Below are 16,277 nucleotides of genomic sequence, written 5' to 3'. Positions count from 1 at the left end.
CAGTTAACAGATCAGGCTCACGCAATGACCCCGCACTTTCCATGCGGTCGCGCACAAGTATCTTGCGAAAGCCTGAAGACTAACGAGGATTCAATAGGCAGGGGAGATTGAAACTTCCTAAAGCGCTGTAGGAAGTTTCGCTAAGTTTTATTTTACAAGTATTATTAGCAACTAAGTGGATGACAGGTGCCTGTCAGATTCCACTATCCCCGTGGCTGGGAGACAAGGCCGCTCTACAAGGGCTGCGCCATGGCAGCTTCATGAATGACCGGGCTGTGTTCTGACGCCTGCAACGCGGTGCGGCCATAGAAGAACAACGCCGTTACCCAGGTTGTCAGCCAGACAAAGATCCCCGCCCAGAATGTATGCGACATATAGTGCCAGCCCTGCAGTACCCGTGTTGTGCCATACACGAACCCGATCAGCAGAATGACCGCCAGCAACTTGCGCGCCTGTGCCCAGCGATGACGCAATGCCACGAAATACAGCGCCAGCAAGGTAAACCCGCTGGAGGCATGGCCGCCCGGCCAGCAGCGGCCATCGCCGGCCTTGTTCCACCAGGAGAAGTTCTCGAACCATTCAACGCGGGCCTGCGTACCGCCATACAGTGTGGTCTCCACCGGGCAATACACACTGGTATGGCTTTTCAGGTAATGAATCACGGTCGTGCTCAGGGCAAACGCCACAACCACGAACAGCAAGTCGCGCCGGTGTTGGGTGGTGAAGCGCAGCACGGGTGCGATACGGGCTTTTTCCAGCGCCCGGGTCAGGCCCAGTTGGGGGCGGTTGGCCAGGCGCGGCCAGATGAACGACAGCAAGCTGCCGATGACGGCCAGTTCACCTGTCCAGTCCGGCAGGATGCGCGGCCACTTGTGGGTGACCTTCTCGAACCACTGATTGTGCAGCAGCGGGAACTGACCGGTGGCGGGGTCGAGCAGCAGGTTGCTGATCCAGCGATCGAGCTCGGTGAGGTCGAATGCCATGAACACGATAGCGGCCAGCAACAGCGGCAGTAGCAGGTTATTGCGGTAGAACGCGGCGCGGGAGGGCATGTTCACATTTCCTTGGCATCAACGAGTTTGCGCCATTCACTGGCAGCCATCTGGCCCAGCAGCGTTGTCTTGCCATCGCTGCCCTGGGTGATGAACAGGGCACTGGCATAGCTGTTCGACGTCGCGCTGGCGGGCACCTGGAGCGCTTGCTCCAGCTGCTCCAGGCAACCGCTGTGGCTGACCAGCACGAGGTTGTGGCCGGCCCGCTTGTGGCCAAAGGCGTTATCGGCAAAGTGCCCGTCACACTGGTTAAGCCAGCCTTGCGTGGCAACGGTTTTACCAAACATGGCTTGTGCGGTTTGTCGGGTGCGCACCTCCGGGCTGCTCCACACGTCGGATGACGCCAGGCCAAGGTGTTGCAGGCTTTGGCCTACAGCGGCGGCCACCTGGCTGCCCGCAACCGTAATGCCGGTGGGGTCGCCCAGGCAGGCACCTCTGGACCGGTCGCAGCGTTCGGCATGGCGCAGCACCACAATCACCGAGCCTTTTGCCCAAGCGGCCTCCAGCGCACTGCGTTGCAGGTGGTGCGGGTTGCTCAGGTTGGGGACGGCCGTGCGGGCATGCGCCCAGGCTGCTGCCACGCCCAGGATGAACAGCAGGCACAAGACTGCGAATAGCGCTGTACCCCAAGGTAACCGGTATACCTGCACACGGTGTGAGGCGGGGGATTTGTCGATAACGCTTTGCAGCATGTTTGCCACTCCAGTCAGCTCGCTCCATTACGAGAGCGTCGGCACTGTAGGTAGCAGGATGTCGGTAGAGAGTGAGGCAGATGTGAAAAATGCCTTGGCCCGACAGATCTCTAGCGTTGCTGCAGAGATGAGAAGTCAACCATGAAACCGGTTTCAAAACATTTCTGAACGCGCTAGATTATTCGGCTGTCTTCTTGATGGCCTATCAAGATCACCTCTCCAATGAAAATCAGATGGCGCTTATCAAGGCCGCCCCAAAGCCGATGAGGATTCCCAATGCCTGAGCATGCCCCAGACAACCCGCGCAGGGATTTTCTGCGCAAGACCTTGACCCTGATCCCTGTCGTTACCGTGGCCAGCACAGGGCTGGGCGTGGGTGCCAGCCAACTGCTTGCGGCCCCGCAACCGCAGCAACAGCCAGCGAAAGTGCCGGCCACGCCACCGGCGGGTAACTATCAGCCGACATTTTTCAGCGCCGAAGAGTGGGCGTTTCTGCAAGCCGCCGTGTCCCGCATCATTCCGGCCGACGAGCTTGGCCCCGGCGCGCTGGAAGCCGGCGCTGCCGAATTCATCGACCGGCAGATGAACACGCCGTACGCCACTGGCGCACAGTGGTACATGCAAGGCCCTTTCAACGCCGACGCAGCGCCAGAGCTGGGCTATCAGTTGCAGCTCAGCCCGCAGCAAATCTACCGCCTGGGCATCGCTGCCGTGGACGGCTGGTGCAAGGCCAATTCCGGGCAAGTTTTTGCTGAGCAAGATAGCGCTACCCGAGACCGTATTCTCGGCAAGATCGAGGCCGGAGAGCTGGTTTTCGACACCGTGCCGGCCAAGGTGTTTTTCAGCTTGCTGGTGCAGAACACCCGCGAAGGGTTTTTCTGCGACCCGATCCATGGCGGCAACAAAGGCATGGTCGGCTGGACCCAGATCGGCTTCCCCGGCGCCCGCGCCGACTTCATGGACTGGGTCGAGCGCAACGAGCCTTACCCGTTCCCGGCTGTATCGATCCGCGGCGAGAGGGCCTGAGGCATGGCGACTGTGTTGAACAAAGTGGATGCGGTGATCGTCGGCTTCGGCTGGGCCGGTGCGATCATGGCCAAGGAACTGACCGAGGCCGGGCTGCAGGTGGTGGCGCTGGAACGTGGGCCGATGCAGGACACCTACCCGGAAGGCAGCTACCCGCAGGTGATCGACGAGTTGACCTACAGCGTGCGCAAGAAGCTGTTCGTCGACGTGTCTAAAGAAACCGTCACTGTCCGCCACAGCATGAACGATGTGGCACTGCCCAATCGTCAGCTCGGCGCTTTCTTGCCGGGCAAGGGTGTGGGCGGCGCGGGCTTGCATTGGTCGGGTGTGCACTTTCGGGTAGACCCGGTCGAGTTGCGCATGCGCAGCCATTACGAAGAGCGATACGGGCGAAAGTTCATCCCCGACGACATGACCATCCAGGACTTTGGCGTCACTTACGAGGAGCTGGAGCCGTACTTCGACTTCGCTGAGAAGGTGTTCGGCACCTCTGGCCAGGCCTGGACCGTCAACGGCCAGGTCGTGGGCGAAGGGAAGGGCGGCAACCCCTATGCGCCGGACCGATCGAGCCCGTTCCCGCTGCCTGCGCAGAAGAACGTGGTGTCGGCCAGGTTGTTCGAAAAGGCCGCCACCAGCTTGGGCTACAAGCCTTACAACCTGCCATCGGCCAACACCTCCGGGCCATACACCAACCCTTACGGGGCACAGATGGGGCCGTGCAACTTCTGTGGTTTTTGCAGCGGGTACGTGTGCTACATGTACTCCAAAGCCTCGCCCAACGTGAATATTTTGCCGGCGCTGCGCCAAGTGCCCAACTTCGAGCTGCGGCCCAATGCCCATGTGCTGCGGGTGAACCTGGACGACAGCAAGCGCAAGGCCACCGGCGTCACCTACATCGATGCCCAGGGGCGCGAGGTAGAGCAGCCTGCGGAGTTGGTGATCCTGGCGGCGTTCCAGTTCAATAACGTTCGCTTGATGCTGCTTTCCGGCATTGGCAAGCCTTACGACCCGGTGAAGAACGAAGGCGTGGTCGGGCGTAACTTTGCCTATCAGAACATGGGCACGGTCAAGGCGTTCTTCGACAAGGACACCTACACCAATAATTTCATCGGCGCGGGTGGCAACGGCATCGCCATCGACGATTTCAACGCCGACAACTTCGACCATGGCCCGCACGGCTTCGTCGGCGGCTCACCGATGTGGGTGAACCAGGCTGGCAGCCGGCCGATTGCCGGCACCGCCAACCCGCCGGGCACGCCGGCATGGGGCAGCGCGTGGAAGAAAGCCACTGCCGACTACTACACCCACCAGGTATCGATGGACGCCCATGGCGCCCACCAGTCGTACCGCGGCAATTACCTGGACCTGGACCCGACTTACCGCGACGCCTATGGCCAACCGCTGCTGCGCATGACCTTTGACTGGCAGGAAAACGACATCAGGATGAACCAGTTCATGGTCGACAAGCTGAGCAAGATCGCCCAGGCGATGAATCCCAAGTCCATTGCGGTACTGGGCAAGAAGGTCAAAGACCACTTCAACACCGCCAGCTATCAGACCACCCACCTGAACGGCGGCGCGATCATGGGCACCGACCCCAAGACCAGCGCACTGAACCGTTACCTGCAAAGCTGGGACGTGCATAACGTGTTTGTCCCGGGCGCTTCGGCGTTCCCTCAGGGCCTGGGGTACAACCCGACCGGGCTGGTGGCCGCGTTGACCTACTGGTCGGCCCGCGCCATCCGCGAGCAGTACCTGAAAAACCCCGGCCCGCTGGTCCAGGCTTGAGGAGCGATGAGCATGAAGACAATGTTGATCGCAACCCTGCTGCTCGGGGCCACGACGGCTGTGCAAGCCACCGCGAATGATGATGCCCAGGTGCGCCAGGGCGAGTACCTGGCCCGTGCCGGTGACTGTGTGGCCTGCCATACCGCCAAGGGCGGCCAGCCCTTCGCTGGCGGGCTGCCGATGGAAACGCCGATCGGCACGGTGTACTCCACCAACATCACCCCGGCGGCCAGCGGCATTGGCCAGTACAGCTTCGAAGACTTCGACCAGGCCGTGCGCAAGGGCATCCGCAAGGACGGCAGCACCCTATACCCAGCCATGCCATACCCGTCTTATGCGCGCGTCAGCGAGCAAGACATGCAGGCGCTGTACGCCTACTTCATGAAGGGCGTGGTGCCCGTCGAACAGGCGAACAAGGCCAGCGACATCCCCTGGCCGCTGAGTATGCGCTGGCCGCTGGCTGCCTGGCGCGGCCTTTTCGCGCCCGAGGCCAAGCCGTGGCAGGCAATGGCTGCTGCCGACCCGGTGGTGAACCGTGGTGCGTACCTGGTCGAGGGCCTTGGCCACTGTGGTGCCTGCCATACACCGCGGGCGCTGACCATGCAGGAAAAGGCGCTGAGCCCGGCAGATGGCGAGCAGTTTCTGGCCGGCAGCGCTCCGCTGGAAGGCTGGATTGCCAAGAACCTGCGTGGCGACCACAAGGACGGCCTGGGCAGCTGGAGCGAAGCGCAGCTGGTGCAGTTTCTCAAGACTGGGCGCAGTGATCGCAGCGCCGTGTTCGGTGGCATGAGCGACGTGGTCGAGCACAGCATGCAGTACCTGAGCGATGCCGACCTGACCGCGATCGCCCGTTACCTGAAGACCCTGCCGCCGAGCAACCCTGAAGACCGGCCGCACGTCTATGACAAGCAGGTGGCAGATGCGCTGTGGAAGGGCGATGACAGCAAGCCAGGGGCGGCGGTGTACATCGACAATTGCGCAGCCTGCCACCGTACCGATGGCCAGGGTTACACCCGCGTGTTCCCGGCTTTGGCCGGCAACCCGGTGGTGCAGACGGCGGATGCCACGTCGCTGATCCATGTGGTGTTGGCAGGGGGCACGGTACCGGCGACGCACACGGCGCCTTCGAATTTCACCATGCCGGCGTTTGGCTGGCGCCTGAGCGACCAGGAGGTTGCCGAGGTGGTGAATTTCATCAGGAGCAGCTGGGGCAACCAGGGAAGCGCCGTCACGGCCGGTGATGTGAAGTCGCTTCGCTGACTCCTCTAGCTGCACCCAGATCCACTGTGGGAGCGGGTGAACCCGTTCCCACAGTTTTTTGGTTGAAATTGCATTTGCATCAATCAGTTAATTTACTTATCTAACCTCGAATATTATGTTTGTTTCAACATTGCCGACCAACGGAAGGTTGACGAACTGCCGCAGTTTTGCTGTATTGAAACCGGTTTCATCGCAACCACAACAATCATAAGGACTGCCTATGACCGACGCGCCTGCCCATGCCCGCGAACGGGTCACCATCAGCGAAGTAGCGCGTGTCGCTGGCGTTTCAAAAGCCACCGTTTCCCGTTACATCGGTGGTGACCGTCAGTTGCTGGCCGACGCCACGGCCAAGCGCCTGGAAGAAGTCATCGAGCGGCTTGGCTATCGCCCCAACCAGATGGCCCGAGGCCTCAAGCGCGGCCAGACGCGACTGATCGGCATGCTGGTAGCCGATATTCTCAACCCCTATTCAGTGGCCGTGATGCATGGCGTGGAAACCGCCTGCCGTCAGCACGGTTACAGCCTGGTGGTGTGCAACACCAACCGCGACGACGAGCAGGAGCGTCACCACCTGGTGGCCCTGCAGAGCTACAACGTCGAAGGGCTGATCGTGAACACCCTTGGCCATCACCCCGGCGAACTGCTCAACCTGCAGCGTGACATCCCCATGGTGCTGGTCGATCGCCAATTGCCCGAGCTGAATGTCGACCTGGTTGGCCTGGACAATGCCGATGCGGTCGAGCAGGCCCTCGACCACCTGCAGGCACAGGGCTACCGCGATATTTTGGCGGTCAGCGAACCCCTCGATGGCACCAGCTCACGCCTGGAGCGGGTGCAGGCATTCAGCACGTCGGTCAGCGGTCGTGCCGGCATGCGCCAGCAGGTGCTGGAAATCGATGCCGGGCTGGAGGGGCAACTGGCGTCATTCCTGACCAGCCGTGGCCATGGCCCGCAAGCCATCTTCACCTTCAACGGCGTTGCAACCCTGGCAGTGACCCGGGCCTTGCACGAAGCCGGGCGCAACCTGTTTGCCGACGTCGGGCTGATCGCCCTCGACGACCTTGACTGGTACCCCTTGGTCGGTAATGGCATCACTGCACTGGCGCAACCCACCGAGCGTATCGGTGTGGCGGCTTTCGAAAGCCTGCTTGGCCGCCTGCGTGGCGACAGCGGGGCGGCCCGGCGCATCGACTTCAAGGCCGAGCTGATCATCCGAGGTTCAACCCAACCCCAATAAGCAACGGCAGGCTGGCGCCTGCTGCTGTCGACTAAAAATGAAACCGGTTTCATAAGGACAAGAACAATGCACACGAACCCCGTTTCCATCAGCCTCTCCAGCTACGGCGCCGACTTCGTGCGGCAACGTGGTCAGGAGCAGTTCCTTGACCTGCTGGCAGCCGCTGGCGTTAGCCGTGTGGAGTTGCGCGAAGAACTGTTTGCCAGTGCGCCGGACGCGACAGCGCTGGGTGCTGTCATTGCCGCATTGCGCCTGGAATGCCTGTACTCGACACCCCTGGAGTTGTGGACCGCGCAAGGCGTACCCGACCCGCTTGTGGTGCAGAAGCTGGCGCTCGCCCGTGCGTTTGGCGCGGTAGCGCTCAAGGTGTCCCTGGGGCACTTCAACGCACGTTGCGATGTCGCCGCCCTGGCAGCGCTACTGCCCGCAGAAGGGCCGCTGTTGCTGGTGGAAAACGACCAGACGGAACACGGTGGCAGGATCGAACCCCTGCTGCAGTTCTTCCGGCATGCCGACCCGCTTGGGCTGCGCCTGGGCATGACCTTCGATATTGGCAACTGGCAATGGCAAGACGAGTCTGCAAGGCAAGCCGCGCGTCAACTGGGCCGCTGGGTGCGCTATGTGCATTGCAAGGCTGTGGAGCGCCGGGCCGATGGCCGACGGGTTGCCATACCGCCGCAAGCAGCTGACCTGCAAGTATGGGCAACGCTGATGGCCGAGTTCGCCCCCGGCGTGGTGCGCGCTGTCGAATACCCCCTGGTTGGCGACGACCTGCTGGCGCTGACCCGTGCCCAGGTGCGTAGCCTGTCTGCGCTGGGTGCGGAGGTGGCCCATGCATGAGCATGACGTGCTGTGTTTTGGTGAAACCATGGCCATGTTCGTTGCCGAGCAAACCGGCGACCTGGCCAGTGTCGGCCAGTTTGGCAAGCGCATTGCCGGCGCAGACAGCAATGTGGCGATCGGCCTGGCGCGGCTGGGGTTCAATGTGCGCTGGTTGAGCCGGGTCGGTGACGATTCACTGGGCCGTTTCGTGCTCGACAGCCTGCAACGCGAAGGCCTGGACTGCTCCGGCGTGGAAGTGGATAGCCACTGCCCTACGGGCTTTCAGCTCAAGGCCCGCTGCGATGACGGCAGCGACCCGGCTGTGGAGTACTTCCGCCGTGGTTCGGCGGCCAGCAAGTTGTCACCCGAACGGCTACGTGCAGAACTGTTGCAAGCGCGTCACCTGCACGCCACTGGCATTCCGCTGGCGCTGTCGGACAGCTGCCGGGCTCTGTCCCACGCGTTGGTTGACGCCATGCATGCAGCCGGTCGCAGCATCTCGTTCGACCCCAACCTGCGCCCCTCGTTATGGCCTGATCAAAACACCATGGTGCGCGAAATCAATGCCCTGGCGGTCAAGGCCGACTGGGTTTTACCGGGCCTGGAAGAGGGCCGGTTGCTGACCGGCCGGCACACCCCGGCAGATATCGCCGCGTTCTACCTCGACCAAGGGGTTGAGTTGGTGGTGGTCAAGCTGGGCGACGCCGGTGCCTACTTGCGCAGTGCCAAAGGGGAAGGCCAGGTAGCAGCCGTGCCCGTCAGCCGTGTCGTGGACACCGTCGGCGCCGGTGATGCCTTTGCCGTCGGCGTGCTCAGCGCGCTGCTGGAGGGCCGCGCAGTGGCCGAGGCGGTGGCGCGCGGCAACTGGTGCGGCAGCCGTGCCGTGCAGTCACGAGGCGACATGGAAGGGCTGCCGCTGCGCCACGAGCTGGAGGCCTTCGACCTGCGCAGAAGCGCGTGACCTCTTAACCCCGAATCACCTGTTGCAACAAAAACAACAAGCTCAGGAGAAACAAACCATGCAAAGCCAAAGCCTGGCACCTCGCCGCTGGTGGTACATCATCCCGATTGTGTTCGTCACTTACAGCCTGGCGTATCTGGACCGCGCCAATTACGGTTTCGCTGCCGCGTCCGGCATGGCCGAAGACCTGCACATCACCCCGGTGCTGTCTTCGCTGCTGGGCGCACTGTTCTTCCTCGGTTACTTCTTCTTCCAGGTACCTGGCGCCATCTACGCCGAAAAGCGCAGTGTGAAGAAGCTGATTTTCGTCTGCCTGATCCTCTGGGGTGGCCTTGCCACACTCACGGGCATGGTCAGCAACGTCTACATGCTGATTGGCATCCGCTTCCTGCTCGGGGTGGTGGAGGCCGCCGTCATGCCGGCGATGCTGGTGTACCTGTGCCATTGGTTTACCCGTGCCGAGCGTTCGCGTGCCAATACCTTCCTGATGCTGGGCAACCCGGTGACCATTCTGTGGATGTCGGTGGTGTCGGGTTACCTCATCAAGCATTACGACTGGCGCTGGATGTTCATCATCGAAGGCCTGCCAGCCGTGATCTGGGCGTTCTTCTGGTGGCGCTTGGTCGACGACCGCCCGGCCCAGGTGAACTGGCTGAGCGAGCAGGAAAAAGAAGCCCTGCAGCAGGTACTGGCTGCCGAGCAGCAGGGCATCAAGCCTGTGAAGAACTACCGCGAAGCGTTCCGTTCGCCGCAGGTAATCATCCTGGCGCTGCAGTACTTCTGCTGGAGCATCGGCGTCTATGGCTTTGTGCTGTGGCTGCCGTCGATCCTCAAGCAGGCGGCCAATGTCGATATCGTGCAGGCCGGCTGGCTGGCCTCGGTGCCGTACCTGGCGGCGGTACTGGCGATGGTGGGCGTGTCCTGGGCGTCGGACCGCCTGCAAAAGCGAAAGCGCTTTGTCTGGCCGCCGCTGTTGGTGGCCGCGGTGGCGTTCTATGGCTCGTACGCCTTGGGCAGTGAGCATTTCTGGCTGTCGTACGCGTTGCTGGTGCTGGCCGGCGCCTGCATGTATGCACCCTATGGCCCGTTCTTCGCAATCGTGCCCGAGATCCTGCCGGCGAACGTCGCAGGCGGGGCCATGGCGCTGATCAACAGCATGGGCGCGCTGGGTTCGTTCGGCGGCTCGTGGCTGGTGGGCTACCTCAATGGCGCCACCGGCGGGCCGGGCGCTTCTTACCTGTTCATGTGCGGCGCGTTGCTGACCGCCGTGGCGCTTACCGCCGCACTCAATACGTCACAGACATCCGGCCGGGCCAAGCGCAACAGCACGCGGCTGGCCATGAACCCTTAGGAAACCTGCAATGAAGAAGCGAATCGTCCTGTATAAACGCCTGTCTGACGACTTGATGACCCGCCTGCAAGATCGCGTCGAGGTCACCTGGGTGGATACCGCCCGGCCCGACGGCCTGGCCCGCCTGCGCGACGCGTTGCCGGGCGCGCATGGCTTGCTGGGTGCCAGCCTGCGCCTGGATGCCAGCCTGCTCGACCTGGCGCCGCAGCTGGAAGTGGTGTCCAGCGTATCGGTCGGCGTGGACAACTATGACATTGCCGAGCTCAGCCGGCGCGGCGTGATGCTGACCAACACGCCCGACGTGCTGACCGAGACCACTGCCGATACGGGGTTTGCCTTAATCCTGGCCACTGCCAGGCGGGTGGTGGAATTGGCGAACTGGGTACGTGAAGGCCACTGGCAGGCCAACCTGGGGCCGGCGCATTTTGGCTGTGACGTGCATGGCAAGACACTGGGCATCATCGGCATGGGCCGCATCGGCGAGGCCTTGGCCCGGCGAGCGGCTGCCGGCTTCGGGATGCGCGTGCTTTACCAAAGCCAGCGGCCCAAGCCCGAGGTGGAGGCGCGCTATGCCGCGCGCCAGTGCAGCCTGGATGAGTTGTTGCAGCAGGCAGACTTCGTGTGCCTGACCGTGCCGCTGAGTGCCAGCACCGAAGGCCTGATTGGCGCCCGGGAGCTGGCGCTGATGAAGCCTGAGGCGATCCTGGTGAACATCTCGCGAGGGCGTGTGGTGGATGAGCCTGCGCTGGTCGATGCGCTGCGGGCCAAGCGCATACGGGGTGCGGGGCTGGATGTATTCGTGCAGGAGCCGCTGTCCACAGATTCGCCGCTGCTGCAGCTGGATAACGTGGTAGCGACTCCCCACATCGGCTCGGCAACCCAGGAGACACGCCAGGCCATGGCGCGTTGCGCGGTAGACAACCTGCTCAGCGCGCTGGCCGGCGAACGGCCGGCGAACCTGGTGAATGGGGTGTGCAGGTCGTGAGAGCAAGGGGCTGCCATACGGCCCCGTTGCTGTGCAGCTGAGCGGGCACTTATCGGCAATTACCGGCTTTGCGATAGCCCGCAGCCTGCGCCTCACCCTCGGTGGCGAAGGTCACCTGGTTCTTCGCGGCTACCTGGTTGTAGCCCGGGCAGCCAACAGACAGGTGATACACATGGCTGTTGCGGTTGCCAAGCACAGCCCCGACTGACTCGGCGCTGGCCAGGCTCGGTTTGGCCTGTGCCTTGGTCGCTTTAGCCGGCACCGCTTGCACCACACCACTGCCCGCCGGCTTGTAGTCGGCAGTCCATTTGCGTTCTCCACTCACGAACGGGTTGGCATGGCCCATGATCGCGGCAATCCGGCGGTCGCGTTCTTTTTCCCAGGCCGACACCGGGTGCTGCTTGTCCCACGCCATCAACAGCTGTTGCTGCTGGCGCGACATGCTTAGTTGGTAGCGGTCGAACATGTAGAACGTGGTACGCGCCACCAGACCTTTCACTTCATCACGCGGCTCTGCAGCGCGCTGGACGAAATCGACCTTGGTGGTGCACTGGCCGTATTCGCCGGCATTGCCGGCAACCATGCCGTAGTTGAAGTTGCTGCGGTCACCATTCACCTCGCCCACTGCCGGGTACAGGTTGAACAGGTCGGCTTCCATGGCACGAAACACCGGGTCGTTGTCCACACAGTGCTCGCGGCCGCCGTTTTTCCAGCACTGACGCTGGTTGCCGAAGGTGTAGGCGGGCACGATGTGTTCCCACTCGGTACGCTCGGCGCGGTTCTGCTGCTTGCGGGTCTGGTAACCACACGAGGCTGCATCGATGCGCCCGCCGGACTTGCCCACCCAGGTCCACTTGCAACCGCAGTACAGGTCGCCCATGGCGCTGCTGGCCTGGTCCAGGTACACCTTCTCCTTGGCCACCACCTTGGCTTCGGTGAAGGTTGCCGGCGGGTTGGCCAAGGCGGGTAGGGTAAAGGAAAACAGTAAGGTTACGGCGTAAAGCAGTGATTTCATGAGAAAAACATATTTCAGGATGGGGCGCGCATTGTAATGGTTTCCCCGGGGCTGGCCAGCTCGCGGAGCCACACCAGGGGTCGGCCTGGGTCATCGCTGGCCATAACGCTCCAGCATCTGCAACTCTGTGGCCAGCAACGAGCGCAGTGCCGGCGTATCACCCCGCCAGTCAGCGTTTCGCGCACCCGGTGGGCGCGGGTATTTCAATGGCCGCCTTTCATCCGTCGTGCCACCAGATAAATCCCCAACCCGACCAGTGCCGTCGCCGCGCCAATGAAGCCGGTACTTGTCCAGCCCATGCCTGCGGTAATCGCCATGCCACCCAGCCACGGCCCCAATGCATTGGCCAGGTTGAACGCCGCATGGTTCGATGCCGCTGCCAGGCTGGGTGCTTCATGGGCAATGTCCATCAGGCGGATCTGCAGCGGCGCTGCCAGGGCGATCATGGTACCCACCAGGCCGATTCCCAACAGCAGGCTCCACAGCGCCTGGGCGGCGAAGGTGAAGAACAGCAGTACGGCAATCGACCACACCAGCACCAGCCCCACCGCGCGGAACTGCAGGCGATCAAACAGATTGCCGCCCGCGATGTTGCCGACGATACCGCCCACGCCGAACGCCGCCAGGCCGAACGGAATCCACTGTGGTGACACCTGGGTTACTTGCAGCATGGTCGGTGCCAGGTAGCTGAATACACAGAACATGCCGGCAAAGCCGATCGAAGCGATGGCCAGCGCCATCCATACCTGTGGGAGGGCGAAGGCTTGCAGCTCCTTGCACGGGTCGCTGCGGACTTCGTCGTGGCGCTGGGGCACGAAGCGCCACACCAGGGCGATGGTGCACAGGGCAATCGCGCCGACCAGCACGAATGCCGAACGCCAGCCGAAGTACTGGCCCAGGAAGGTGGCCACCGGGTTGCCCAGCAACATGGCCAAGGTCAAGCCCATCATCACCCGGGCAACGGCACCCGCTCGGTGGTCCTTCGCCACCATGCTCGAGGCCACCACTGCGGCAATGCCGAAGTAGGCGCCGTGGGGCAGGCCGCTGATGAAGCGGAAGGCGACCAGGCCGCTGAACGAGGGGGCAAAGGCCGTTGCCAGGTTGCCCAGCGCATACAGCAGCATCAACAGCAACAACATGTGCTTGCGCAGCAGTCTGGCACCCAGAATCGCCAGTGTCGGTGCGCCAACCATCACCCCCAGTGCATAGGCGCTGATGGCGTGGCCCACCTGCGGCTCGCTCAATTGCAGGTTGTTGGCGATGTCGGGCATCAGGCCCATGATGGCGAACTCGCCGGTGCCGATGGCGAAGCTGCCCAACGCCATGGCGGCTTCCATCTTGGCGACGGTGGTTGTGCTGGGGAGAGGGGGGGGTTCCTGGACTGACATCGGGATCCTTACTGAAACATGCTGAAACGTTCAAGGCGGGATCATAGTCAATCTACGGCCGTAACGTCGAGAAAGCCGGCCGGCTTCCTCGCGCGTCTGTTGGGTTCAGGCAGGTTCTGCGTACAGCCATTTTTTACCGGAGTGGACGGCAGGAGTACAAACGTACTCCAATACTTGTGCCTGCTCTTTTAGACTGCCGCTTGCGTGCGCCGACATCCGGCCCGCCTTTCATTTGGCTTGCATGGACAAGAACGATGTCGGATACACCACGTAACTCGTTACTGATCGATGGGCCGGTCGGCCAGATCGAACTGCTGATCGACCATCCGGCCGGACCACCCAAGGGGAGGTGTTGGTCAGTCATCCACAGCCCCGCAACAGGCTGGCCTCAACGTTCCAGGTAATGTGTCTGCGCGGCAAAATCGATGAACCGCTTGCTGGCCAGCGACAGGTATTCCCCCGACCGCCAGCACAGGCGGAAGCTCATCAGCTGCGCTGGCCGGAACGGCACCCCGACGATGCCGGGTGTGCGCTGCTGTACCGAGCGCAGCAGGGTCGCCACGCCCATGTTGTCCAGCGCGGCCTGCACCACCAGCGAGACAAAGTTGCTCTGCAGCGCCACCTGGTAAGTAATGCCATGTTCGGCGAAGAACGCGTCCAGCAGGTGACGTTGCACGAACGTTCGGTCGAACACCACCATGTCGGTATTGCGCAGGTCTTCCGCCGTGAGGAAGGCTTTGCCGGCATAGGCGTGGTCGGGGTGCATGCACGCCAGCATCTCGTCACTGCCCAGCAGGATCGACTCCTTGTCGGGCGGCACGCGCCTGGATTCCAGCAGTGCCAGGTCGATCTCACGCTGTTCCAGGCGGTGGCCAATGTCCTCGGCACTGCCTTCGAACACGGTCATGGCAATGCCGGGGTACAGCTTGCGAAAGGCATTCATCAAGCCGGGCACATAGTGCAGGCCGAACATCGGAGGAATACCCAGACGCACTTCGCCGCGTTTCAGGTCGGCCATGTCGCGCAGTTCTTGCCGGGCGACATCCATCTCACGCAGGGCCGATGCAATGCGCGGCAGAAACTGTTCGCCTTCGGCGGTGAGGATCACTTTGCGCGTGGTGCGGTTGAACAGGGTCACGCCCAGTTCTTCTTCCAGCCGGGTTACGGCCATGCTCAGTGCCGGCTGGGCGATGTGCAGGTGCTGCGCGGCTTTGGTGAAGCTGCCCTGGCGCACGATCTCGACGCAGCAGCGCAATGCCTTGAGGTTCATTGAGGCGTTCTACCATTCATAACAAGCTGTGATGCTAAGCATCATAACAATATATTTATTATTATTAACCAGAGGGCCTACGATGCGCGCCACTGAGACATCCTGCAACATCTCAGTCACGCAGTGGAATAACGCTGCAATCCCACAAAGATTTTGAGGTAGTACCCCAAATGGCCAAGGCCGCCGATGTCGTTGTGCAATGCCTGGAAAACGAAGGTGTCGAGTATGTGTTCGGCATTCCTGGTGAGGAAAACCTCGACCTGCTCGAATCCCTGCGCAAGTCGAAGATCAAGCTGGTACTGACCCGTCACGAGCAGTCTGCAGGCTTTATGGCCGCCACCTATGGCCGTCTGACCGGCAAGACCGGCGTCAGCCTGTCGACCCTCGGCCCTGGCGCCACCAACCTGGTTACTGCCAGTGCCTACGCCTACCTGGGCGGCATGCCGATGATGATGATCACCGGCCAGAAGCCGATCAAGAAGTCCAAGCAGGGCCGCTTCCAGATCATCGACGTGTGCGGCATGATGGACCCCATCACCAAGTACACCCACCAGTTCGCCTCGGCTGACAACATCCCGTCACGCATGCGCGAAGCCTTCCGGCTGGCCGAAGAAGAAAAGCCGGGTGCGGTACACCTGGAGCTGCCGGAAGACATCGCCGCCGAGCAGACCGATGCACTGCCGATCCCGCGCAGCCTGCACCGCCGCCCGCTGGCCGAGCATGTGGCCATCGAAGCCGCCGTCGAGAAGCTGCTCAACGCCCGTAACCCGATCCTGGTGATCGGTGCTGGCGCCAACCGCAAGATGACCGCCAAGGTTCTCAAGCAACTGATCGACAAGACCGGCATCCCGTTCATCACCACCCAGATGGGTAAAGGTGTGGTCGACGAGCGCCACCCACGCTTCCTGGGCAACGCCGCGCTGTCGTCCGGCGATTTTGTGCATCGTGCGGTTGAAGCCGCCGACCTGATCATCAACATCGGCCACGATGTGATCGAGAAGCCGCCATTCTTCATGGTGCGTGGTGGCACCGAAGTCATCCACATCAACTTCCGTTCCGCCGAAGTCGATGCCGTGTACTTCCCGCAGGTCGAAGTGATCGGCGATATCGCCAACGCCGTGTGGCAGATCAGCGAAGCGCTGAACGACACCTCGCACTGGGACTTCACTCGCCTGATGGCCATCCGTGAAGCCAACGAAGCGCAAATCGCCGAAGGCGCCGACGACAACCGCTTCCCGGTCTACCCGCAGCGCCTGGTTGCCGACATCCGTCGCGTGCTGCCGTCCGAAGGCATCGTTGCCCTGGACAACGGCATCTACAAGATCTGGTTCGCCCGTAACTACAAGGCGCACAAGCCAAACACCGTGCTGCTGGACAACGCCCTGGCGACCATGGGTGCCGGCCTGCCATCGGCCATGGCAGCACAC

At 62.3% G+C, this 16,277-nt stretch carries 14 protein-coding genes and 1 pseudogene; 10 read left to right on the top strand and 5 right to left on the bottom strand.

The genetic code is table 11. The features are described 5' to 3' along the window. Window positions 1-233: 233 nt before the first annotated feature. Together ACF8MI_RS22895 and ACF8MI_RS22890 are read right to left on the bottom strand one after the other, a co-directional pair. Complete coding sequence (locus tag ACF8MI_RS22895; protein WP_060499911.1) at window positions 234-1,052, bottom strand: phosphatase PAP2 family protein; 819 nt, start codon at window positions 1,050-1,052, stop codon at window positions 234-236. Between the two features lie 2 nt (window positions 1,053-1,054). Then, window positions 1,055-1,744: a histidine phosphatase family protein gene (locus ACF8MI_RS22890; protein WP_200929370.1), complete on the bottom strand. Its 690-nt coding sequence runs from the start codon at window positions 1,742-1,744 to the stop codon at window positions 1,055-1,057. A 276-nt stretch (window positions 1,745-2,020) separates the two neighbouring features. Here ACF8MI_RS22890 and ACF8MI_RS22885 point away from each other — a divergent pair, with 276 nt between their 5' ends. The 8 genes from ACF8MI_RS22885 (at window position 2,021) to ACF8MI_RS22850 (ending at window position 11,177) form a co-directional block, all read left to right on the top strand. Next, the gene (locus ACF8MI_RS22885) at window positions 2,021-2,770 is read left to right on the top strand and encodes a gluconate 2-dehydrogenase subunit 3 family protein (protein WP_060499913.1); all 750 of its coding nucleotides are present in this window, start codon (window positions 2,021-2,023) and stop codon (window positions 2,768-2,770) included. Window positions 2,771-2,773: 3 nt separating this feature from the next. Next, the gene (locus ACF8MI_RS22880) at window positions 2,774-4,558 is read left to right on the top strand and encodes a GMC family oxidoreductase (protein ID WP_060499914.1); all 1,785 of its coding nucleotides are present in this window, start codon (window positions 2,774-2,776) and stop codon (window positions 4,556-4,558) included. 12 nt (window positions 4,559-4,570) lie between these two features. Beyond that, complete coding sequence (locus ACF8MI_RS22875; protein ID WP_060499915.1) at window positions 4,571-5,818, top strand: cytochrome c; 1,248 nt, start codon at window positions 4,571-4,573, stop codon at window positions 5,816-5,818. A gap of 220 nt (window positions 5,819-6,038) precedes the next feature. Beyond that, a complete protein-coding gene (ptxS, locus tag ACF8MI_RS22870) occupies window positions 6,039-7,058 on the top strand; it encodes a transcriptional regulator PtxS (protein WP_200929369.1) in 1,020 nt (339 codons plus the stop codon). A 66-nt stretch (window positions 7,059-7,124) separates the two neighbouring features. Then, complete coding sequence (locus tag ACF8MI_RS22865; protein WP_104834696.1) at window positions 7,125-7,898, top strand: sugar phosphate isomerase/epimerase; 774 nt, start codon at window positions 7,125-7,127, stop codon at window positions 7,896-7,898. Continuing rightward, a complete protein-coding gene (locus ACF8MI_RS22860; protein WP_060499918.1) occupies window positions 7,891-8,841 on the top strand; it encodes a sugar kinase in 951 nt (316 codons plus the stop codon). Before ACF8MI_RS22865 ends, ACF8MI_RS22860 begins: the two co-directional genes overlap by 8 nt. 58 nt (window positions 8,842-8,899) lie before the next feature. Further along, the gene (locus ACF8MI_RS22855) at window positions 8,900-10,192 is read left to right on the top strand and encodes an MFS transporter (RefSeq protein WP_156866934.1); all 1,293 of its coding nucleotides are present in this window, start codon (window positions 8,900-8,902) and stop codon (window positions 10,190-10,192) included. Between the two features lie 10 nt (window positions 10,193-10,202). Next, a complete protein-coding gene (locus ACF8MI_RS22850; protein WP_156866935.1) occupies window positions 10,203-11,177 on the top strand; it encodes a D-glycerate dehydrogenase in 975 nt (324 codons plus the stop codon). A 49-nt stretch (window positions 11,178-11,226) separates the two neighbouring features. On the opposite strand, the gene ACF8MI_RS22845 is transcribed toward ACF8MI_RS22850, so the two are convergent. Together ACF8MI_RS22845 and ACF8MI_RS22840 are read right to left on the bottom strand one after the other, a co-directional pair. Then, on the bottom strand, window positions 11,227-12,192 hold the full coding sequence (locus tag ACF8MI_RS22845) for an endonuclease (RefSeq protein WP_060499921.1): 966 nt from the start codon (window positions 12,190-12,192) through the stop codon (window positions 11,227-11,229). A 203-nt stretch (window positions 12,193-12,395) separates the two neighbouring features. Beyond that, window positions 12,396-13,580, bottom strand: a complete 1,185-nt coding sequence (locus tag ACF8MI_RS22840; protein WP_156866936.1) for an MFS transporter — start codon at window positions 13,578-13,580, stop codon at window positions 12,396-12,398. 254 nt (window positions 13,581-13,834) lie between these two features. On the opposite strand from ACF8MI_RS22840, the pseudogene ACF8MI_RS22835 reads away from it, so the two are divergent. Beyond that, window positions 13,835-13,953 (top strand): annotated as a pseudogene (locus ACF8MI_RS22835) (alpha/beta hydrolase); the annotation flags it as partial. Between the two features lie 15 nt (window positions 13,954-13,968). On the opposite strand, the gene ACF8MI_RS22830 reads toward ACF8MI_RS22835, so the two are convergent. Beyond that, window positions 13,969-14,850 (bottom strand): LysR family transcriptional regulator, encoded by an 882-nt coding sequence (locus ACF8MI_RS22830; protein ID WP_016714070.1) that lies wholly within the window; start codon window positions 14,848-14,850, stop codon window positions 13,969-13,971. Between the two features lie 170 nt (window positions 14,851-15,020). Here ACF8MI_RS22830 and ACF8MI_RS22825 point away from each other — a divergent pair. Beyond that, the coding region (locus tag ACF8MI_RS22825) for an acetolactate synthase large subunit (RefSeq protein ID WP_392492907.1) at window positions 15,021-16,277 on the top strand (1,257 nt) is incomplete at its 3' end.

Source organism: Pseudomonas sp. yb_9, from assembly GCF_043103635.1.
Classification (GTDB): domain Bacteria; phylum Pseudomonadota; class Gammaproteobacteria; order Pseudomonadales; family Pseudomonadaceae; genus Aquipseudomonas; species Aquipseudomonas monteilii.
This window is presented reverse-complemented; position numbering and strand designations above follow the sequence as displayed.